6 protein-coding genes are annotated in these 17,146 nt (G+C 62.5%); all 6 read right to left on the bottom strand.

Annotation, left to right across the window (positions count from 1 at the left end):
* Position 1 precedes the first annotated feature (1 nt).
* The 6 genes from IFJ82_RS03265 to IFJ82_RS03240 all read right to left on the bottom strand — a co-directional run bounded on the left by IFJ82_RS03265 (position 2) and on the right by IFJ82_RS03240 (position 17,140).
* Positions 2-1,348: an efflux RND transporter periplasmic adaptor subunit gene (locus IFJ82_RS03265; protein ID WP_139313109.1), complete on the bottom strand. Its 1,347-nt coding sequence runs from the start codon at positions 1,346-1,348 to the stop codon at positions 2-4.
* A complete protein-coding gene (locus IFJ82_RS03260; protein WP_139312528.1) occupies positions 1,345-2,109 on the bottom strand; it encodes an efflux RND transporter periplasmic adaptor subunit in 765 nt (254 codons plus the stop codon). The genes IFJ82_RS03265 and IFJ82_RS03260 overlap by 4 nt, the downstream gene beginning before the upstream one ends.
* Positions 2,106-3,722 carry a TolC family protein gene (locus IFJ82_RS03255; protein WP_081378659.1) on the bottom strand — a complete coding sequence of 539 codons (1,617 nt, stop codon included), beginning with the start codon at positions 3,720-3,722 and terminating at the stop codon, positions 2,106-2,108. Before IFJ82_RS03255 ends, IFJ82_RS03260 begins: the two co-directional genes overlap by 4 nt.
* Before the next feature lie 157 nt (positions 3,723-3,879).
* The gene (locus tag IFJ82_RS03250) at positions 3,880-14,415 is read right to left on the bottom strand and encodes a DUF4347 domain-containing protein (protein ID WP_192265598.1); all 10,536 of its coding nucleotides are present in this window, start codon (positions 14,413-14,415) and stop codon (positions 3,880-3,882) included.
* A gap of 1,252 nt (positions 14,416-15,667) precedes the next feature.
* The gene (locus IFJ82_RS03245) at positions 15,668-16,123 is read right to left on the bottom strand and encodes a hypothetical protein (protein ID WP_075596391.1); all 456 of its coding nucleotides are present in this window, start codon (positions 16,121-16,123) and stop codon (positions 15,668-15,670) included.
* An 18-nt stretch (positions 16,124-16,141) separates the two neighbouring features.
* Positions 16,142-17,140: a hypothetical protein gene (locus IFJ82_RS03240; RefSeq protein WP_192265597.1), complete on the bottom strand. Its 999-nt coding sequence runs from the start codon at positions 17,138-17,140 to the stop codon at positions 16,142-16,144.
* Between the last annotated feature and the right edge of the window lie 6 nt (positions 17,141-17,146).

The following is a 17,146-nucleotide window of genomic DNA, read 5'->3' as shown; positions in this document are numbered from 1 at the left end:
CCTACAGCCCCAGCCACGGGCGCAGCCAGAAGATCGGGCGATGCAACAGCCACAGGACCAGTGGCCGTCGCCCACCCAGTATCCGTGCCTCCCCCTTGGTGCCCAGCCGGATCGCCGCACCATCAAGGTCCGCGCGCAGCAGGACGGACGCGACCCCCTGCGCCGAGGTTTCCGGGAAATAGCCACGAAAGACCAGATGGCCACGATGCGGGCGGTCCGGGCGCAGGTCATCAAAAAACTGTACCGGCGCGTCATCGGCCAGCGCGATCATTTCCGCAGCCGGGACATGGATTGCGATGCGCGTCGATTCCGGCTGGGCCAGCAGCGCCAGCTTTTCGCCCTTTTCCACGGGACGCCCCATCCAGTCCGCCGGATCGTCATAAATCACCACCCCGTCGCCCGGCGAGCGGACATCGGCATGGTCCAGCATCCATTGCCTGCGCCGCAATTCGGCTTCCTGCTCGCCCACCCTTGCCTGTAGCGGACCGATTTCCGATCGCACCTTGGCATCGTCCATCCCCCCCTGAAGCGCCTCGCTATAGCGTGTGCGGGCCACCTCCAGTTCATGGGACGCGGCATCGCGCTCGCTTTGCAGGACCGCCCGGTCAAACCGTGTCACCACGTCGCCCGCATGAACCGCCATGTTGGGCGCGACCGCCATGTTCGCGACCGTGCCAGCAATGGGCGCACGCACGGGCATGGGCACCACGGGCACGACTTCGGCCGGGGCAACCACGAAACTTCGGACCGGCAGCAGCAAAAAGAGCGCACAGGCCACAACAGCCCACCATTTCCAGCGATCAAGCCGCCGCCACACCGACGGGCGCGGCGTATCGGGTGTGATGAGCACGCGCGCCAGAACATGCGCCATCGACCCCAATGCGGTGGCGTCGGCGCGGCTCCATGGGGTTTCCCCCATCACGACCCATGTGCCCACACGCCCGCCCGGCATGCGCAACGGCGCGCAAAGCCCATAATCAGGCCACGAGGCCGGCCACGGATCCTGCACCGGCGGGGGCAGGTCGGCCCGGTCGAATGCCTGTGCCTCCTCGTGCGGTTCCACCGTGCGCACCAGCTTGCGCATCCATACGCTCAAGGGGGCGTCGGCATCCGGCAGGCCCGCGCCGGAAACACATTCGATCCGCGGCGGGTCCTCCAGATAAAGAAAGGACAGCGTACAGCGAAACAGGTCACGCGCGCCCTGCACCGCCTCGAACCCGGCCTCGTTACGCGGCAGGGATGCAAGGCGGTCCATCAGGCTGACCATCCGCGCAAGGCGTTCGACCACCAGCCTGTCGCCCGACGCCCCCCCCGCAAAGCCCCCCTCAGGGGGGGGAGACATATTCACGGGAAGACCACCTCCCCCGTCATGCCCGGCAGGAAGGCGGCCGCGTCTTCTTCCGGCACGGCATAGACCCGCACCGTCCGGCTGACCGGATCAATGACCGGGCTGAGGCGGATGACCCTGGCGCGGACCTTTTGCGTATGCCCGGCAAGCATGACAGAGAATTCGGCCCCCGGCTGGATTTTGGGCAACAGCGCCTCAGGCGCGACCATGTCCAGTTCGACCGATCCGGGATTGACGATGGAAAGGAGGGGCGCACCAAGCTGAAGGAACTGATGGGCGTGGGCGCTGACACCCGACACCACGCCGTCAAACGGGGCCTGTACGGTACAATGCGCGACATTGGCCTGCGCAAGGCGCCGGTCCGCATTGGCCGCCTGCAATTCGGCCTGCGCGGTGCGCATGTCCGCCTCTGAATAACTTTTCAACTGCCGCAAGCGGTTCTGGATCGTGACCAGCCCCGCATGTTTCTGCTGTTCTGCCACCGCATGGTCGAGCGTCGCCCGCTGGACGCCGCAATCGAATGACGCCAGCAGGTCATCCTTATGAAAGGATTGCCCATCGCGCAGGGGCAGATCATCCACGATCCCGGCCATCGGCGCGGCAAGAAGCGCCTGCTGGGTTGCGACGGCCTGGAACTGCACCCCCTGGTTCGGGGGTTCCTGCGCCTGCGGATTTTGGGGGGCTGGCGCATCCACCGCCATGGCGGGAACGACGAAGGCCAGCATTCCTGCAACCCCCAGCGACATTGCTGTTTTGATCAATTTATGAATCCATCCTTTCTGGCGGTTTCCATCGTTGTCGGGCGTGTCCCCATGCCAAAATGCAGCGGGTCGGATGGGATCTTGGCGGGGTTGGCAGGCGGCGGCAGTTCAGGCAGGCGACCGGCCAGCCAGTCCTTGATCGAGGCATCGACCTGTTTGTTAAGCGTCGCCAGATCCTCTGTCGTCGCGTTGGCCGGGACAATGTCGATGCCAACGGATTCATACAGGTTGGCCAGCGATGAATGCGCCAGTGCATATGCCCGCGCGCAATCGACCTCCGCCAGCACCCCGGACAGGCGATGGCGCACGCGGTCGGATCGTGATTCCGCGCCCGCGCGTTCGACCCGGTCCGCCACCGTTTCCATCTGCCGGCCGACCTCATCCGCATCACGTGCGGTGCGCAGCATGTCCAGTGCGTTGATATATTGCTGATCGCTCAGGTGGATTTCAGCCAGCGTCGAAACCGAAAGGGCAAGGCGGCGCAGCTGTGACACCGCGATCGCCCCGTGCGCCTTGGAGAACTCGGCCGGGGCACGGACCAGATTCATCAGGTTATAGGTCGCATGGACCCCGATCTGCCCCCAGTAATTGTGATACAGCAATGAATTGGAATCGAAATTCAGATTGCCAATGCCACCGATCCCCGGCAGCACGCGGATGATTTCCTTATAGACATCCTGCTTGTCGATTTTTTGCTGATATGCCTCCATGCGCAGTTCGGGACGCATGACAAGGCCGATATCCTCCAGCTTGCGCACGTCCATGTCCCCACCTGCCAGCGATGTCTCGACCGGGGTGGTCAGGTTCAGCGGCGTATTTTGCGCGACATTGATGAGCGAACGCAGCTCGATCTGTGCGGATTGCAGGTCGTTGCGCAGGCGATGCAGTTCACGCGCCGTACGCATCAGGTTCGCCTGATAATCCAGCAAGACCACAGGATTCTGAAGATGCTCGCCCTCCGACGTACGTGATGCCCGAAGCATCGCCTCCGTCTCGTTGATCATCGGGTCGATCTTTGGCAACAGTTCCTGTGCCGTCGCGGCGCGCCAGTACACATCAGACGTGTTGCGTACAAGGTTATTGATCGCCTTGCGCCGGCGCTCGACCGCAATCAGGGCGCGATAGGCTTCCTGCCGGGCCATGAAATAGCTGATGCCCGCATCCATCAGATCCCACGAAAACTGGGCATCGCCCGTCCCGTGGGTCGGCATTTCGGAATAGGAATAATCAAGGTAATGCTCACCCGTCAGCTGGGAGATGCTCTCGGCCGAATTATTGTTGCCACGATGCGAATATCCTGCATCTGCCGACATGTTCGGCAACATCGTCATCAGGGTCAGGTCAAGGTTCTTTTCCTGCTGCGTGACCTCCAGCTTTGAAACCTCGATATCGTAATTATAACGCAGGGCACGCGCGATCGCGCCAGAAATGCTCAGCCCACCCGTCAGCGGCACATAATGTTTGTCGATGGTGGCGCGGTCTTCCTGCGCGCGCAACACGTTCTCCGCCAGGGTCATGGGCTGGGGCTTGACCGAACAGGCGGTCATGCAAAGGATGGAGGCAAACCCGACGGTTCGGGCCAGTGGCCGACGCAAAGAATGGCAAAACGTCATGACGGCAGGGAACTTTCGCTATTCACGGGGTTGGCGGCGCGACAGGTGGGGCGCACCTCTTCGACAAAGGCAGGAAGGACGGGATGTGACGCCTGCGCCGGGCTTTTTATGGAAATGACATTATTGCGGAAATGAAACATACGGCCTGCGCGGCGGGTTATCTGGCCCCCCCACCACGCAGAAGGTGCCGCCCATGGCCATGGCGCGCCGCCTGATGATGGGCACGCAGCCGGTCATGCAGGGTCGAACGCTGCCGCGGGGCCTGCGCGCGCGACGGCGCGGACATGGCGCGATCATCCAGAAGCCGCGACATCAGCCCGTCCATCTCGCCCTGGACATGCACGAACATCTCGACAAAACCACGATGGCCGTACCCGTCCGCAAGTTCGACATGCAGGACCAGATCGCAGGATTCCCCTTCGGGGGGATCGCCCTCGAAACGCCGGGTCACAGGGTCAAAAATCAGCCACGCCGGCAATGGCGCGCCGTCCTGCATACGGACATCCATCGTCCAGTTCTCATCAGGATGGGGCGAGGCCCCCAGGACATCGTCGTCCACCACCGGGATGGAAAAATGGCTTCCCGCTTGGACAAAGCTGCGCGACACGAACCCTGCGACCCATCCTGCGTCCATGGGCGTTCCCAAACGATGGACGTTATCGCGGTCATAGCGATCGAACAGGTCCCATGTGGCCTTGCCGGTCAGTGCTTCTTCGGAAAAACCGTTGCGTTGCGTGTCATCCGACAGGACGGGATTGCGCGCACGCATCGTCACCACCGTCGAAAGCGCGGACAGGTTGGCCGAAATGGCCGTGATCCCGCCATTGGCCGACACATCCACACCCGTCCCCGCCGCCACGGGGCCGCTGCTGCTGTCAATCAGGCGCGCCATCAGTGCGGGCGGCGTGCCGTTCCAGTTCGGCGCGGGCAGGAACGACAGGAGGGCCGACGATGGCAGCACGATTGCGTTCGTATCCGACACATTGGTTGCAACCGCCGTCCATGTCGCGCCACCATCGGTCGAATACCGCCACACACCTTCGGTCGCGGGCACCGTATTTCCGACAATGGCAATCCCCGCAAGGTTATTTGCCGACGACCCGCCCGGCACCGCATCCGTCTGGTCATTGAAAACCGGGGTAAACAGCGATGCCACAGAGGCCCCGGGCGGGTTGGTCGTATCCGCCGACACGGGGGGCAGCGTCGCATTCCCCGTGGCAACCGGGGCGTCATTCACCGGCGTCACCACCGTCGAAAGCATCGACGTCCCGGCCGAAATCGCCGTGATCCCGCCATTGGCCGATACATCCTCCCCCGTTCCCGCCGTCACGGGGCCGCTGCTGCTGTCGATCAGGCGTGTCGTCAGTGCGGGCGGCGTGCCGTTCCAGTTCGGCGCAGGCAGGAACGAGATGAGGGCCGACGATGGCAGCACGATTGCGTTCGTATCCGACACATTGGTTGCAACCACCGTCCATGTCGCGCCACCATCGGTCGAATACCGCCACACGCCATCGGTCGCGGGCACCGTATTTCCGACAATGGCAATGCCCGCAAGGTCATTTGCCGACGACCCGCCCGGCACCGCATCCGTCTGGTCATTGAAAACCGGGGTGAACAGCGACGCCACAGAGGCCCCGGACGGGTTGGCCGTATCCTCCGGCACGGGGGGCAGCGTCACATTCCCGGTGGCAAGCGGCGCATCATTCACCGGCTGCACAATGGCAGGAAGATCGACCGTGCCAATGGATATGGCCGTCGTCCCCCCATTTTTCGTCGCATCAATATGCGTGCCGGTTGTCACGGCACCGCTACTACTGTCGATCAGGTGAACCGTCAGCGGGTCGGGCGTACCGTTCCAGTTCGGCGCAGGCACGAAGGCCAGCCGGTCCGAGGCCGAAACCACAAGGCCATTCGTTTCCGACACGGCCCCCACCGGGGTGCGTGATCCATCCGCATGGACCACGACCCATGTCCCGTCCGATGCGGGCGTATCATTTTTCGTAATGACCACCCCCGCCAGGTCATTTGCCGACGACCCACCCGGCACCGCATCCGTCTGGTCATTGAAGCTCGGCCCGAAAAGGGTGGACACCGATATGCCCGGTGGTGTCGTCGTATCCTCCGCCACCGTCATCGCAGGCGGCGTGTGCCCTGTCGTGACCGGGGCGTCATTCACCGGCGTCACCGCCGTCGAAAGCATCGACGTCCCGGCCGAAATCGCCGTGATCCCGCCATTGGCCGATACATCCACCCCTGTTTCCGCCGTCACGGCGCCGCTGCTGCTGTCGATCAGGCGTGTCGTCAGTGCGGGCGGCGTGCCGTTCCAGTTCGGCGCAGGCAGGAACGAGATGAGGGCCGACGATGGCAGCACGGTCGCGTTCGTATCCGACACGTTCGTTGCAACCGCCGTCCATGTCGCACCACCATCGGTCGAATACCGCCACACGCCATCGGTCGCGGGCACCGTATTTCCGACAATGGCAATCCCCGCAAGGTCATTTGCCGACGACCCGCCCGGCACCGCATCCGTCTGGTCATTGAAAACCGGGGTGAACAGCGACGCCACAGAGGCCCCGGACGGGTTGGCCGTATCCTCCGGCACGGGGGGCAGCGTCACATTCCCGGTGGCAAGCGGCGCGTCATTTACCGGCGTCACCACTGTCGAAAGCGCCGAAAAATTGGCCGAAATCGCCGTAGTCCCGCCATTGACCGATACATCCACCCCTGTTGCATCCGCCACGGGGCCATTGCTGCTGTCGATCAGGCGCGATGTCAGTGCGGGCGGCGTGCCGTTCCAGTTCGGCGCGGGCAGGAACGAGAGGAGCGCCGATGGCGACAGCACGGTCGCGTTCGTATCCGACACGTTCGTTGCAACCGCCGTCCATGTCGCGCCGCCATCGGTCGAATACCGCCACACGCCATCGGCGGCGGGCACCGTATTTCCGACAATGGCAATGCCCACAAGGTCATTTGCCGACGACCCGTCCGGGTTGGAGGCCGATACCTGCTGATCGCGCGAATCATTGAACACATGCGTAAACAGCGATGATACCGATGCGTCCGGCGGGTTCGTCGTATCCTCCGCCATGGGGGGCAGCGTCACATTCCCGGTTGCAACCGGCGCATCATTCACCGCCGCGACATTGACGATCAGTGTATCCGTCTGCGCGGAATAGGACGTGCCCGGGGAATTGAGGGCCGCCGCCGCGCCAAGTGTTGCAGGCAATGCACCGGTTGAACCATTGGCATGCGGGTCGAACCCATCCCATGCCTTGAACTGCAACGCATCACCGATCGTGCCGTTGTAATCTGTCGTGGTCGGGACGAAGGCGATGCGGGTATCCGGGCCACCAGCCAGGAACAGGGCGTTACCCGACGAAATGGCCGCCGTGGAAGCAGAGGCGAACAGGGTCCATGTCCTGCCCGCGTCCGTTGAATAATACCAGTTTCCCTTGGACGTATCGGCCCCGACAACGGCAATGCCCATCGCCACGCCCACCGCCCCGTCATGCACGCCATTGGCGTCCGGGTCGATCACGGATGTCACCAGCGAGGAAACGGCGACACCCGCCGTGGCGGACGGGGGCGATGTTGCGTCCTCGCGCGCCGGGACCACGTCATCGGCCACGGGGCCAAGCACGGGGGAATCATTGGCGGCGATCACGTTGACCGTCGCGACAGCGTTCGCGGTTGTGATATCGCCTGTGGCGGCGTCGGTCACGCTGAGTGCGACAGTGCGCGACACGGCCGTATCGGGCGTGTCGGACATATTGACGAACCCGACATCGGCCAGCGCCCGGTTCCACTGCGCCGTGGTGGCGCCATTTGATGCCGATGCCAGATGCAGCGACCCGTCCGCCCCCACCGTCGCAACGATGTCGCCCACATCACCCGCCCCCGAAAACACCAGCGCATCCCCCGTCTGGGCATTGCCCAGCGTGAAAACCGCCGTGGCGGCAGGCGCGACCACGCCGGGCGCTGTCGCGGCGGTGAAAAGGGGCGTGGGCGTGGGCGTCGCGTCGTTCGGTTCCACAAAGGTCACGTCCGTCTGTCCCGACGCACTGGTATGGAAGGTGGTGATCGCCACGGCGCTGGTCATGACGCCGCCGGTGCCCTGCGAATTGTCGGTATTGCCGTCACTCAGCGTGACACCGATGGCGATGGGGAACTGGAACTGGTTGGCTTCCGCCGTGTTCGTCCATGTGATGTCATTAAGGACCGACTGCACCGTCGCCTGCTGGACCTCTGCTGCATTCACACCAAAGGTGATCTTCAGCGTCCCGCCGCCCTGCGTATAAGTACCGACCTGCGTGCCATTCAGCATTACCGCGCCACTGGCGCCAAAGGACAGGCCGGACTGGCCGCCGAACACGTCATTCGCATCGGGGGTCGCAACGCCCGCCGCACTGACACGCGAAACGCTCAGGACCGCGCCGTTATAGCCATATTCCGAAGGATAGGCCGCAACCAGCCGGGCGATTTCGGCATCGTTGACCCCCGCACCGTTCGAAATGAGGTTCGTGCTGCCCCCCGCGACCGTAACGGTCCCGCGTGAAAAGCCCGAAATGACCGGCGCGGTATCAGGCAGTTCATAAACCACGTTCTGGCCCGTCACCAACCTGCCATCAGGGGTTTCGACAAGCATCCAGTGCCCATCGGACTGTATCGCCAGTCCTGCCACCTGCGTCGCGTTGGCGGGCACGGTCACGGGGTTCCCGCTTCCGGCATCGGGAAGGGTCAGGATCGTCGTGCCGTCAAACAGTGGCGTTGCAATGTAATTGCCACTGGCATCCGTCGTATAGACGAACTTCTGCCCCGTGGCATCCACACTGCTCAGCGGCACGCCACCCAGTGGCGTATCCAGATTCGGATCGAACGTACCCCACGTATCGGGACGGCCGATCACCTCGTAAACCTGCCCCGTCACCACGCCAATCCCCGATGAGGATGCGGCGCGGATATTGTTCTGCGGCGACGATAACGTCCCGTCGCGCGGGCCTTCGGCGGACCCGACCGCCCCGATTGCCGTGCCCTGGTATTCAGTTATCGCCGGGTCCATGTCCTGGGCCGTGGCCACGGCGGTATGTTCGGCCACCGGCTGCGCAATATCAGTGATCCGGGCCTGATAGAGGAGTGTCAGCGTCTGTCCCGCCGCAAGCGATGGCAGCGAGAAAACCGGATGCCCATCGGACGGGTCCGTCCCCACCGTCAGCGTACCCGTGCTGGTGGTGCCATCCGCGTTGGTGATGGTGTACCGCTCGCTTCCCGGGATATAGGTTTCGTTGGGACCGATCAGCCCGGTGATCTGCGCGTTATAGGCCGTGGCGTCGCCGGTATTTTTCAACGTCGCCTGCATCTGCACGATACCCAGCGCAAGGTCCTGCGCGGTCTGCGCCGGTCCCTCGGCCTGCGTCAGGCCCAGCGCAGGCGTCACAACCGTCAGGTGCGCGGTATTGGTGGTGATCGGCGTGGCGCTGCCGTTGGCCGTCACCTGCATGCCGACATGCAGGCTGGATGCGTCGATGTTGGCGATCGAATTGTCCACCACCGCGTTGAACGCCAGCGCAACCGCATGCGCGCCGGACAACTGGTCATTATTGACCAACGTGCCCAGGTTGATGACAAGCGACGAGGTGCCATCGTCATGTGTCGTAATCGACCAGTCACCAGCAGGCAGCGTATAGGTCGGCCGGATCAGGGTGACATCGGTTGCGGTGGTGGAAGTGACCTGCAGGCCGGGTATATTGCCGTCCGGGTCCACGATGTCGGACGTCGTATCCCCCCCTGGCGAAATCAGGGCAATCGTCAGGTTCGCGGAAGCCGCCGGGATCGTCAGGCCGGATGGCACGGTGATGGTCACGGTCGTATCGGTGTTGCGACCTTCGGGAATATGCGCCGAACCCTGCAGGCGCACCACATCGCCGGGCACGACATTGGCCGAGGTCGGTTCGGTATGGCTATAGGTCGGGTCCGGGATGACCGTGCCGGAATTCACCCCCGCCGCCTCGCCCACGATTTCCAGATGGGCATCGCTGAAACTGTCAATGGTGGCCGTGGCGGAAACCGAGGTCGCAAACCACTTGCCCGTCGTGGACGTGCTGTAGGGGATGCTTTCATACCCGCCAACAGTCCCAAGGGAGGCAGGAACGTGCGATGCGGTGGTCGTGCCAGACGCCAGCTTCTGCGAGGCAATCGTCAGGCGCGTGCCGGATGCGAGGTTGTCGGCGACCTTGACCTGGAACGTGAAACTTTCCGTCGCCCCCGTGCTGCCGGTCCCGGTCAGCGCCTGATCATTGCCGCCGATATGGATGGTGGTCCCGTCCGATGACGCGGCAACGGTCATGGACCCGTCATTGACCAGCGAACCGGGCACCAGCACATAACCGTCGGGAATTGTCAGCGTATCCTGGAAATCCGCCGCAACCGCCCCTGACCGGTTCGTCGCGGTATAGGTATAGGTCACGATCTCGCCGCTTTGCAGGTGGCTGCCATTATCCGGCGTCAGGGTCGTGACGACGTCGGGGTCCACCTCCTGCATCGTAATCGTGTTCGATTGCACCGGGGCCCCTGAATAGATCAGCGACGCGGAGGTGTTTTCCTGCGTTCCGGTTTTCCCGTCCAGATTATGTGACAGGGGGAAGGACGCATTGAAATTGATCGTCACATCGTCATCACCGCTGCCCGATGCCAGCACTGATGGCCCAAGATCGACCACAAGGTTGCCCGACGCATCGAGCGAGACGGCCGACGGGGGCAGCGTGGCCGTAAGCCCGTTCCCCAACGTCACCGTCACGGACGAAAGATCGACCTCTTCGTGCGACGGGATCGCGACCTTTACCTGCACGTCGCCCGTGCCATTGCTCAACTGGCCCGGCGGCACGGATACGGTCACGCTAAAGGGCCGCGTCTCGCCCACGGCATAGGCCGATGCGTTGGAGGCATCCGCCAGATGGTCATCGGCCGCCATGTTGGACGTCCCGACCTGCATGCTGATCGTGGGGTCTTTGGAACTGACCGTTGCCGTATCGGTCATGACCGCGCCGGAAATCGACGTCGGCACACCGTTGCTGACAAAACCGTTCCCCGCCTTCACACCCCCCGTCACGGCGGCATAATTCACGATCGTGCCCGTAAAGACGTAATCCTGCCCCAGCCCCACATTCGGCGGGGTGGCGACATCATAAACCACGACAAGGGCATCGGCAGGGGAACCATTGGCCATAAGGACGGCATTGCCGCTGCCGCCGGGGGCCTCCACCTGCACGCCGTTATCGGAAAAATAATCCGCTATCGTGGCCTGAGTGCCAGCGGATGTGACCGCACCAAGCAGGTTTCCGCTGGCATCCGCCGTCACAAGGACGGTCCCGTCCTCGCGCACGATCTGGAAATTCGTGATCTGTGACGTTTCGACACCCGTGGGCAGGGCGCCCGAAACCGTCACGTCATACGCGGCCCCGCTGCCGTTGTTCTGCACGGTCTGGGCCACGCGCACGGTCTCGCTTCCGACAAGGTTGCGGGCGTCCTCGTTGGTTGCGGGGGCGATCCCCTCTGGCGTGGCGCCTGTGTTGAATACGGACGACGATCCTGCCGTCGCGAATTCCGACGGGCGCGCCGTCACGTCGCCACTGATCTGGTTGGTATAGGTCACGCCGCCATCCTCGGCCCCCGACGCCGTTGCCACCGACGCAATGCCCGTGGTGGTGGTCAGGTCGGGATTTTGCACCGTCAGCCGGGCCGGGGCATAGGTCTGGCTCATGCTGTCCGTGCTGGTCGTCATCGTCCCCTGCTCCAGCGCGTTGAGCACGAGGTCATTGGCGAACGGCTGCTGTGTGGCCGTCAGCGTAAACTGCACGCCAAGCTTTTCCGGGGTGGTCGTCGCCGTTGCCGACTGATACCCCGACAGGTCAAAGGAAAGGGCGTTGTTCGTTGCATCTGTCGTCATTTTCGAAATGACGACACCCGAAGGTGCATTCACCAGCCTGTAGCCGCCTGATGATGGATAGGTGCTGCTGTCGGTTGCGTCTGTATACCCCGTCGTGCCGCCATCCGAATTGGGGTCCACCACGTTGAACACCGGCGACGGCAGGTAAGAAGACAGGTTCAGTGCCGTGTAATTCCCCGTTATGGTCTGGTAATCGGCCTCGTACGTCACGGCGTCGCCGGGCTGCACCTGTGGCGTCGTGCCATCGGGAACCGCCTTGCCATTGATCGCAACGATTTTCAGCGTCACGCTCCCCTTCGCAACACTCAGGGTTGTGCTGCCGCTTTCCGTCTCGCTCACCGGGGTTGTGCCCTGCTGCGCACCGTCCTTGTCCAGCAGCGTACCGCTCAGTCCCGCCGTACCCGACAGCGTGTCGCCCTCCTCGATCATCGCAGGCTTGCCGGATGCCTGATTGATGGGCGCATTGGTATGGCCGCTCAGTACCGTTGTGCCATAGCTCAGGTTCCCTGAAACGCCGGGGGGCAATTCGCCGCTATATCCATTGGCCAGAAGGGCCTGGGAGATGTTGAAGGCCAGGCTCGTGCTGCCGTCGGCATTGCGCGTATAGTTCCAGTAGCTGTTGGAACCGGAGGTCGAGACGACCTGACCATTCTGTGTCGCGGAAACCGGGTTGTCCGGCAGGCCCAGCGAAATTGAGTGCTGGCCCGACACATCGGTCCATGTAAAGACCGGTGCGATCGCCGGATTGACGCTTTGTTCGTCATCAATCCTGGAGGTCAGGGTCAGGTTGCTGGTGGCGTTATAATTGCTGACCTGAACCGCCATGTTATAGGTCAGGTTGCTGCCCGCGGCCACGGCGGCATTGTTATCCGTGGCCGATGTTATCTGCACCGCCACGGCGCGCGCGATGAAGGCGGCGGAGGTTGGGGCATTCGGGTCCGACCCATCGACCGTTACCACCGTACCGGACGGCGCGGTCCAGTTCACCGCGCTGTTATAGGTCACTGTCGGCCCGACGATGTTCGCCGACGCCCCCGTCGTTTCATTGACGATCTGCCTGCCGCTGGCATCCGTTTCCGGGACATAGAACGGGATGTCCACTTTCGTCATGCCATCAGCGGCGCTGAGCGATGCGAAATGGAGGGTCACGGTCCCGCCGGGGTTGGTTGTCGCGGGCACTGCCGTCACCTTCCCGTCGGAACCGGTGACGTTAATGGTGCCGCCCGTATACTGCACGTCCGCCGGCAGGGCGACAGTCAGGTCCACATTCCTGATCGGGTCGCCCGTTGTCGCCGCGGCCGGCGTGATCTGCACCTCGTATATGCCGACATGCGATGGCCCGGCCGCCAGTTCACCATCCTTTGTCGTCAGGGCCTGGGTCTGGATATTCAGAAGGTTCAGGTTGACCGTACTGGTCGCAAGACCATCGGCCGGATCACTGGCGGAGGCGACGCCGGTGCCCCGGATGGACGGGTCGGTCGCGGGATTGTTCTGCGCATCGGCGCCATACATGAAACCACCGATGGCATCGATATTCAGCGTCGCCCCGGGCGTCGAGGAGGTATCCGCCGTCAGCGTCACCACGATACTGGCCGCCGGCGTACCAGGCGCATAGCTGGCGAAAGGCAGGCGCGCAGCGACAAGTTCGTCACCCGCCTGGTACCCCGCGGGCGCCACCACGAAGACGGGATGCCCCGTCTTGTCCACCGCGAACGGGTCCAGCGCGCCAAGCGTGCCGACATGCCCCGCGACCGTGGTGGACAGCGTGACGGTTTTCGTCGCCAGCGCCTGACCAAGATAGGTCATGCTCTGGACGGTTGCGCTGCTGTTCTGGGTATGTGGGACGAACATTTCCACATACGGGCCGTACCCTGCCGCCGATCCGGCCCTGTTGGAAAATGAGAGGGTCTGGGTAAAGCTATTGCCCAGAAGGGCCGTGGCGTCACCCGAAATCGTGACGGCCGGATCAGGCACATCCAGCACGCCGTCATAGGCCGCACGCGCGGCGCGCGTGAACAGGTCACGCACCGTGAAATCACCGCTGCGTGTTTCCAGTGTCCAGTCGCCCCCCTCGGCCGCGTCACCCGTGGCATTGGCGGAGGCCGCGACATTGGCACCCGTCAGGCGATGCAGATCCTCCACCAGCATCCGGCCATCCTGCCCCGCCCCCACATCACAGCCCCAGAACAGGATCTGCCCCCCGGTGCCAAGATGCGTCCCCCACGCCGCAACGGCGGACGCCTGATCCATGACCGACGCCGCATTGAACATGGTGGCGCCAAGTTCGGCCGACCCGTCGGTGCCGTAAGACAGGAACTGGATGGAGGCCAGCCCGCTGCGGTTCGCCACGGCGGAGGAAACGGTGGCGAATGCGTTGTCGCCGGGCCGAATGACGACGACATGGACATTTGCCGACAGGCCGGATGTCAGTTCCCGCCAGTTATCGACCCGTGAATCGACAAACAGGACCGATGGCGCATTTGCCAGTGCCGCGTTCGCCAGTGTCGCGTTCGCCTGATTACCGGTTTCGCGTTCCCCGTTCACCCGCGCCGCATTCGCCTGTTCTGCACGCGACCGGTCATGTGTGGATGGGGATGTGGCCGAAGCTGGCGTCGCGGTGTCGGCGCTTTTGTCCGCCACGCCCCCCGGCGCGTCGTGCGGAAGGGTGGCCGCGATGCCGCCTGCATGGCTGGTGTCATGATGATGGCCCTCAAACACACGACGGTGTTCCAGCAGGATAGGCATACGCATCTCCGCGTCCACGGCGCACATGCCGTTTCTTTTCGTTACAGAAGAAACGAAACAGTTCCTTTGGTCAAGTACTGACGATGGTATTAAATTCATCCCGGATGAATATGAATTAATTCCTAATTAAAAGTCCGAGATTTTCATGGGGTATCCAAATAAAAAGTTAATATAATCCCCTTAAATATTAACTTTTTATTGACATCTCCCCCGGTGCGGGCTGCATCCAGAAATCACCCCATGCCCCGTTTTTCACAACATAACCATATGATATAAAACGATATTTTTATAAATCAGGCCCACCCGTTGCGTGAATATGATGCCGGGCTGCGTGGCATGGGCCTGCGCCAGACATATCCGGGTTGTCTCCCGGACATGGTGTTGGCGTGCGAAAATCAGGGGTCGTGGAACAGGCCGCCGCCTTCGCTGGATCAGGGGGAGAAGCGCCAGATATGGATCATTACCGCATGCCGGGGTGTCACCTGAACAGGTTTTTTAGATTAACCTACTGAAATCATAATGTTTTATTATGAATGATTCCCTAACATACCTGCACGGAAATGCTGCCTTCGCGAAACAAAGATGCCTCCGAAAAGCGTGTTTTTTTTCCTAGGAATGGACCGATACCGCACCGCCCACGAAGCCGGCCTGTTCCCGGCAGGAAAAAAGGCCCGTTGAGCTGGTCCGCACGCATTGTGATCCGCACGCATCCGGCGGCCCCACATGACCGAACATCTGTCCGCAATGCTCAGAGACTGTTTGAAAAGTCAGGATCGATAACACCCTGAAATTATAAAGGTTTTTGGTGAAGCTTTTTCCAAAAAGCTTCAGAAGACGCCGCCTTTTTGAAAAACGGCAGCACCCAAAAACTTTTCTTTTTTATCAATGACTTATTTTCAAACACTCTCTCACAGGCGGCCAAGACACAGGACATGCGGCACAGGGGCATGGAGTATGGAGTATGGAGTATGGAGTATGGAGTATGGAGTATGGAGTATGGAGCATATGATTGCCCCGCTCCGTCGCGTCGCGCCCCGTCGCGCCGGGTACGCACGGCCTGTCCGCCCCGGCGGGGAAATCATCACGGTTTTCGGGTACCGCCCCTTTTGAAAAGGCCGCCGCCTGCAATGCTGTTTGCAAACCGGCATCCGCAGGAAATGCCACCGGTTGCGCGCGCCGCGTCCCGCTGCGGCTCCCGGCACGGACAGGGGGAGTACGCCGCCCCGGAGGTCAGGTACAGGGGGGCAGTTACCGGGGATCAGGTATAGGAGGGGATCTGCGTTTCGGCCTGAAACGTCTGCGTCATGCTGTCACGAAGATGCGCCTGCACCGTGGAGATTTCATGACGCACGGACGGCAGGCGGTCCAACAGCCTGTCGCCAGTCTGGTCTATTGTCCTGATCGTGCGCCCGGCACGGCAATATTCGGCCCATGTCTCCATCAGGGCTGTGCCCGCCGCGTCATTCACCGTGGTGATGTCCGTCATGTCCGCCCTGATCTTCTCACGCATATCCGTGACGGGCATGACATCACGTTCCATGACCGAACGCCCCGCCGCGTCACGCCATGCCGCATCCAGCCCTTCGACCGTCTCGCGCCATGCAAGCAGCATATCGCGCAGTTCCTCCAGCCTGTCGCGCACCTCGTTCGCACGCATATGCAGGAATTCAAGGCTTTCGGGCGCCGTCACGTCGTTGCGCTGGATGCTGAACATCGTCGGGTCTCCTTGGCCTTACAGGGTGCGGTTATCGAATTTCTGCATCAGTTCGGCTTTTTCAAGCAGGCGGTCATCCATGCGCGCCGCATCCTGCCCGTTCGTGGTGGCATCGGTATGGGTGGTATGGAACTGCTGCATGCCCTCATCGACACGGCTGCGCGCGATACTGGCCTGGCTGGTACAGATATTGACATGCTCCCGCGTGACCACCAGCAGGCGCTCCATTTCATGCACCAGAGGATAAACGTCGTCTGCGCATGACAGGGCCACTCTGGCGGCGGCCACGGCGCGCCCTGCGGAGGCACAGGCGGACTGCGCCACCACCAACGCATGCTCCGCCTGCATGTGGCGACTGGTGCAGGTCTGTTCGTGCCCCTGCGCCCGATTCAGTTCCTGATTCGCGGTGTTAAGCGCCCATGCGGCATTGTTCGCCTCTGACTGGGCATATTTCAGCTTACTCTGCGCGGCATAGACATTGCTGGAATATCCTGAACAATTCGGATAGATCACACGACCTTCAAGGTCATAACGGATATCGCTTTCACAGGCACTCAGCGCGGCATAGGCATTGTCCAGACGCGAATGCGCCTCCCCCAGTGCGGTATCCGCCTGCAGCTTGCGCCCCTGCGCGGCGGTGAGTGCTGTTTGCGCTGTGATACGGGCGGCCACGGCGTTGCTCAACTGCAACCGCCAGTGCTGTAGCATCGTGTCGGCCCGGCCGCGTACGTTGCGCGCACGCATGTCCTGTGCATCGGCATCATCACAGGCCGACTGCGCCGCCGCATGGACGGCATCAAGGTCGTCATTCCACCGCCGCACGCGCTGTCGCGCATCATGCAGGTCCGCCGTTGCGTCGGACACGCGCCGCATGGCCTCCGACACCCCGTCCTCCAGCAGGTGCTGCACGGTGCCGAGGGTCTCCATCACCTCAAGCAGCGCCTGTCTGGAATCATAATGACGGTATTTCACGTCCTCCAACAGCGCAATGAGCCGTCCGGGTTCAATCATGTCCATGCCACA

Origin of the sequence: Novacetimonas hansenii, assembly GCF_014843995.1 — a bacterium.
In the GTDB taxonomy this organism is placed as follows: domain Bacteria; phylum Pseudomonadota; class Alphaproteobacteria; order Acetobacterales; family Acetobacteraceae; genus Novacetimonas; species Novacetimonas hansenii.
The sequence above is the reverse complement of the archived record's forward strand: the minus strand, read 5'-3'. Positions and strand labels throughout refer to the sequence as shown.

Excerpts from the sequence above, each read along its gene's own strand:
- IFJ82_RS03255 (WP_081378659.1), bottom strand. The coding sequence starts at position 3,722 with ATGACGTTTTGCCATTCTTTGCGTCGGCCACTGGCCCGAACCGTCGGG.
- IFJ82_RS03250 (WP_192265598.1), bottom strand. The coding sequence starts at position 14,415 with ATGCGTATGCCTATCCTGCTGGAACACCGTCGTGTGTTTGAGGGCCAT.
- IFJ82_RS03245 (WP_075596391.1), bottom strand. The coding sequence starts at position 16,123 with ATGTTCAGCATCCAGCGCAACGACGTGACGGCGCCCGAAAGCCTTGAA.
- IFJ82_RS03240 (WP_192265597.1), bottom strand. The coding sequence starts at position 17,140 with ATGGACATGATTGAACCCGGACGGCTCATTGCGCTGTTGGAGGACGTG.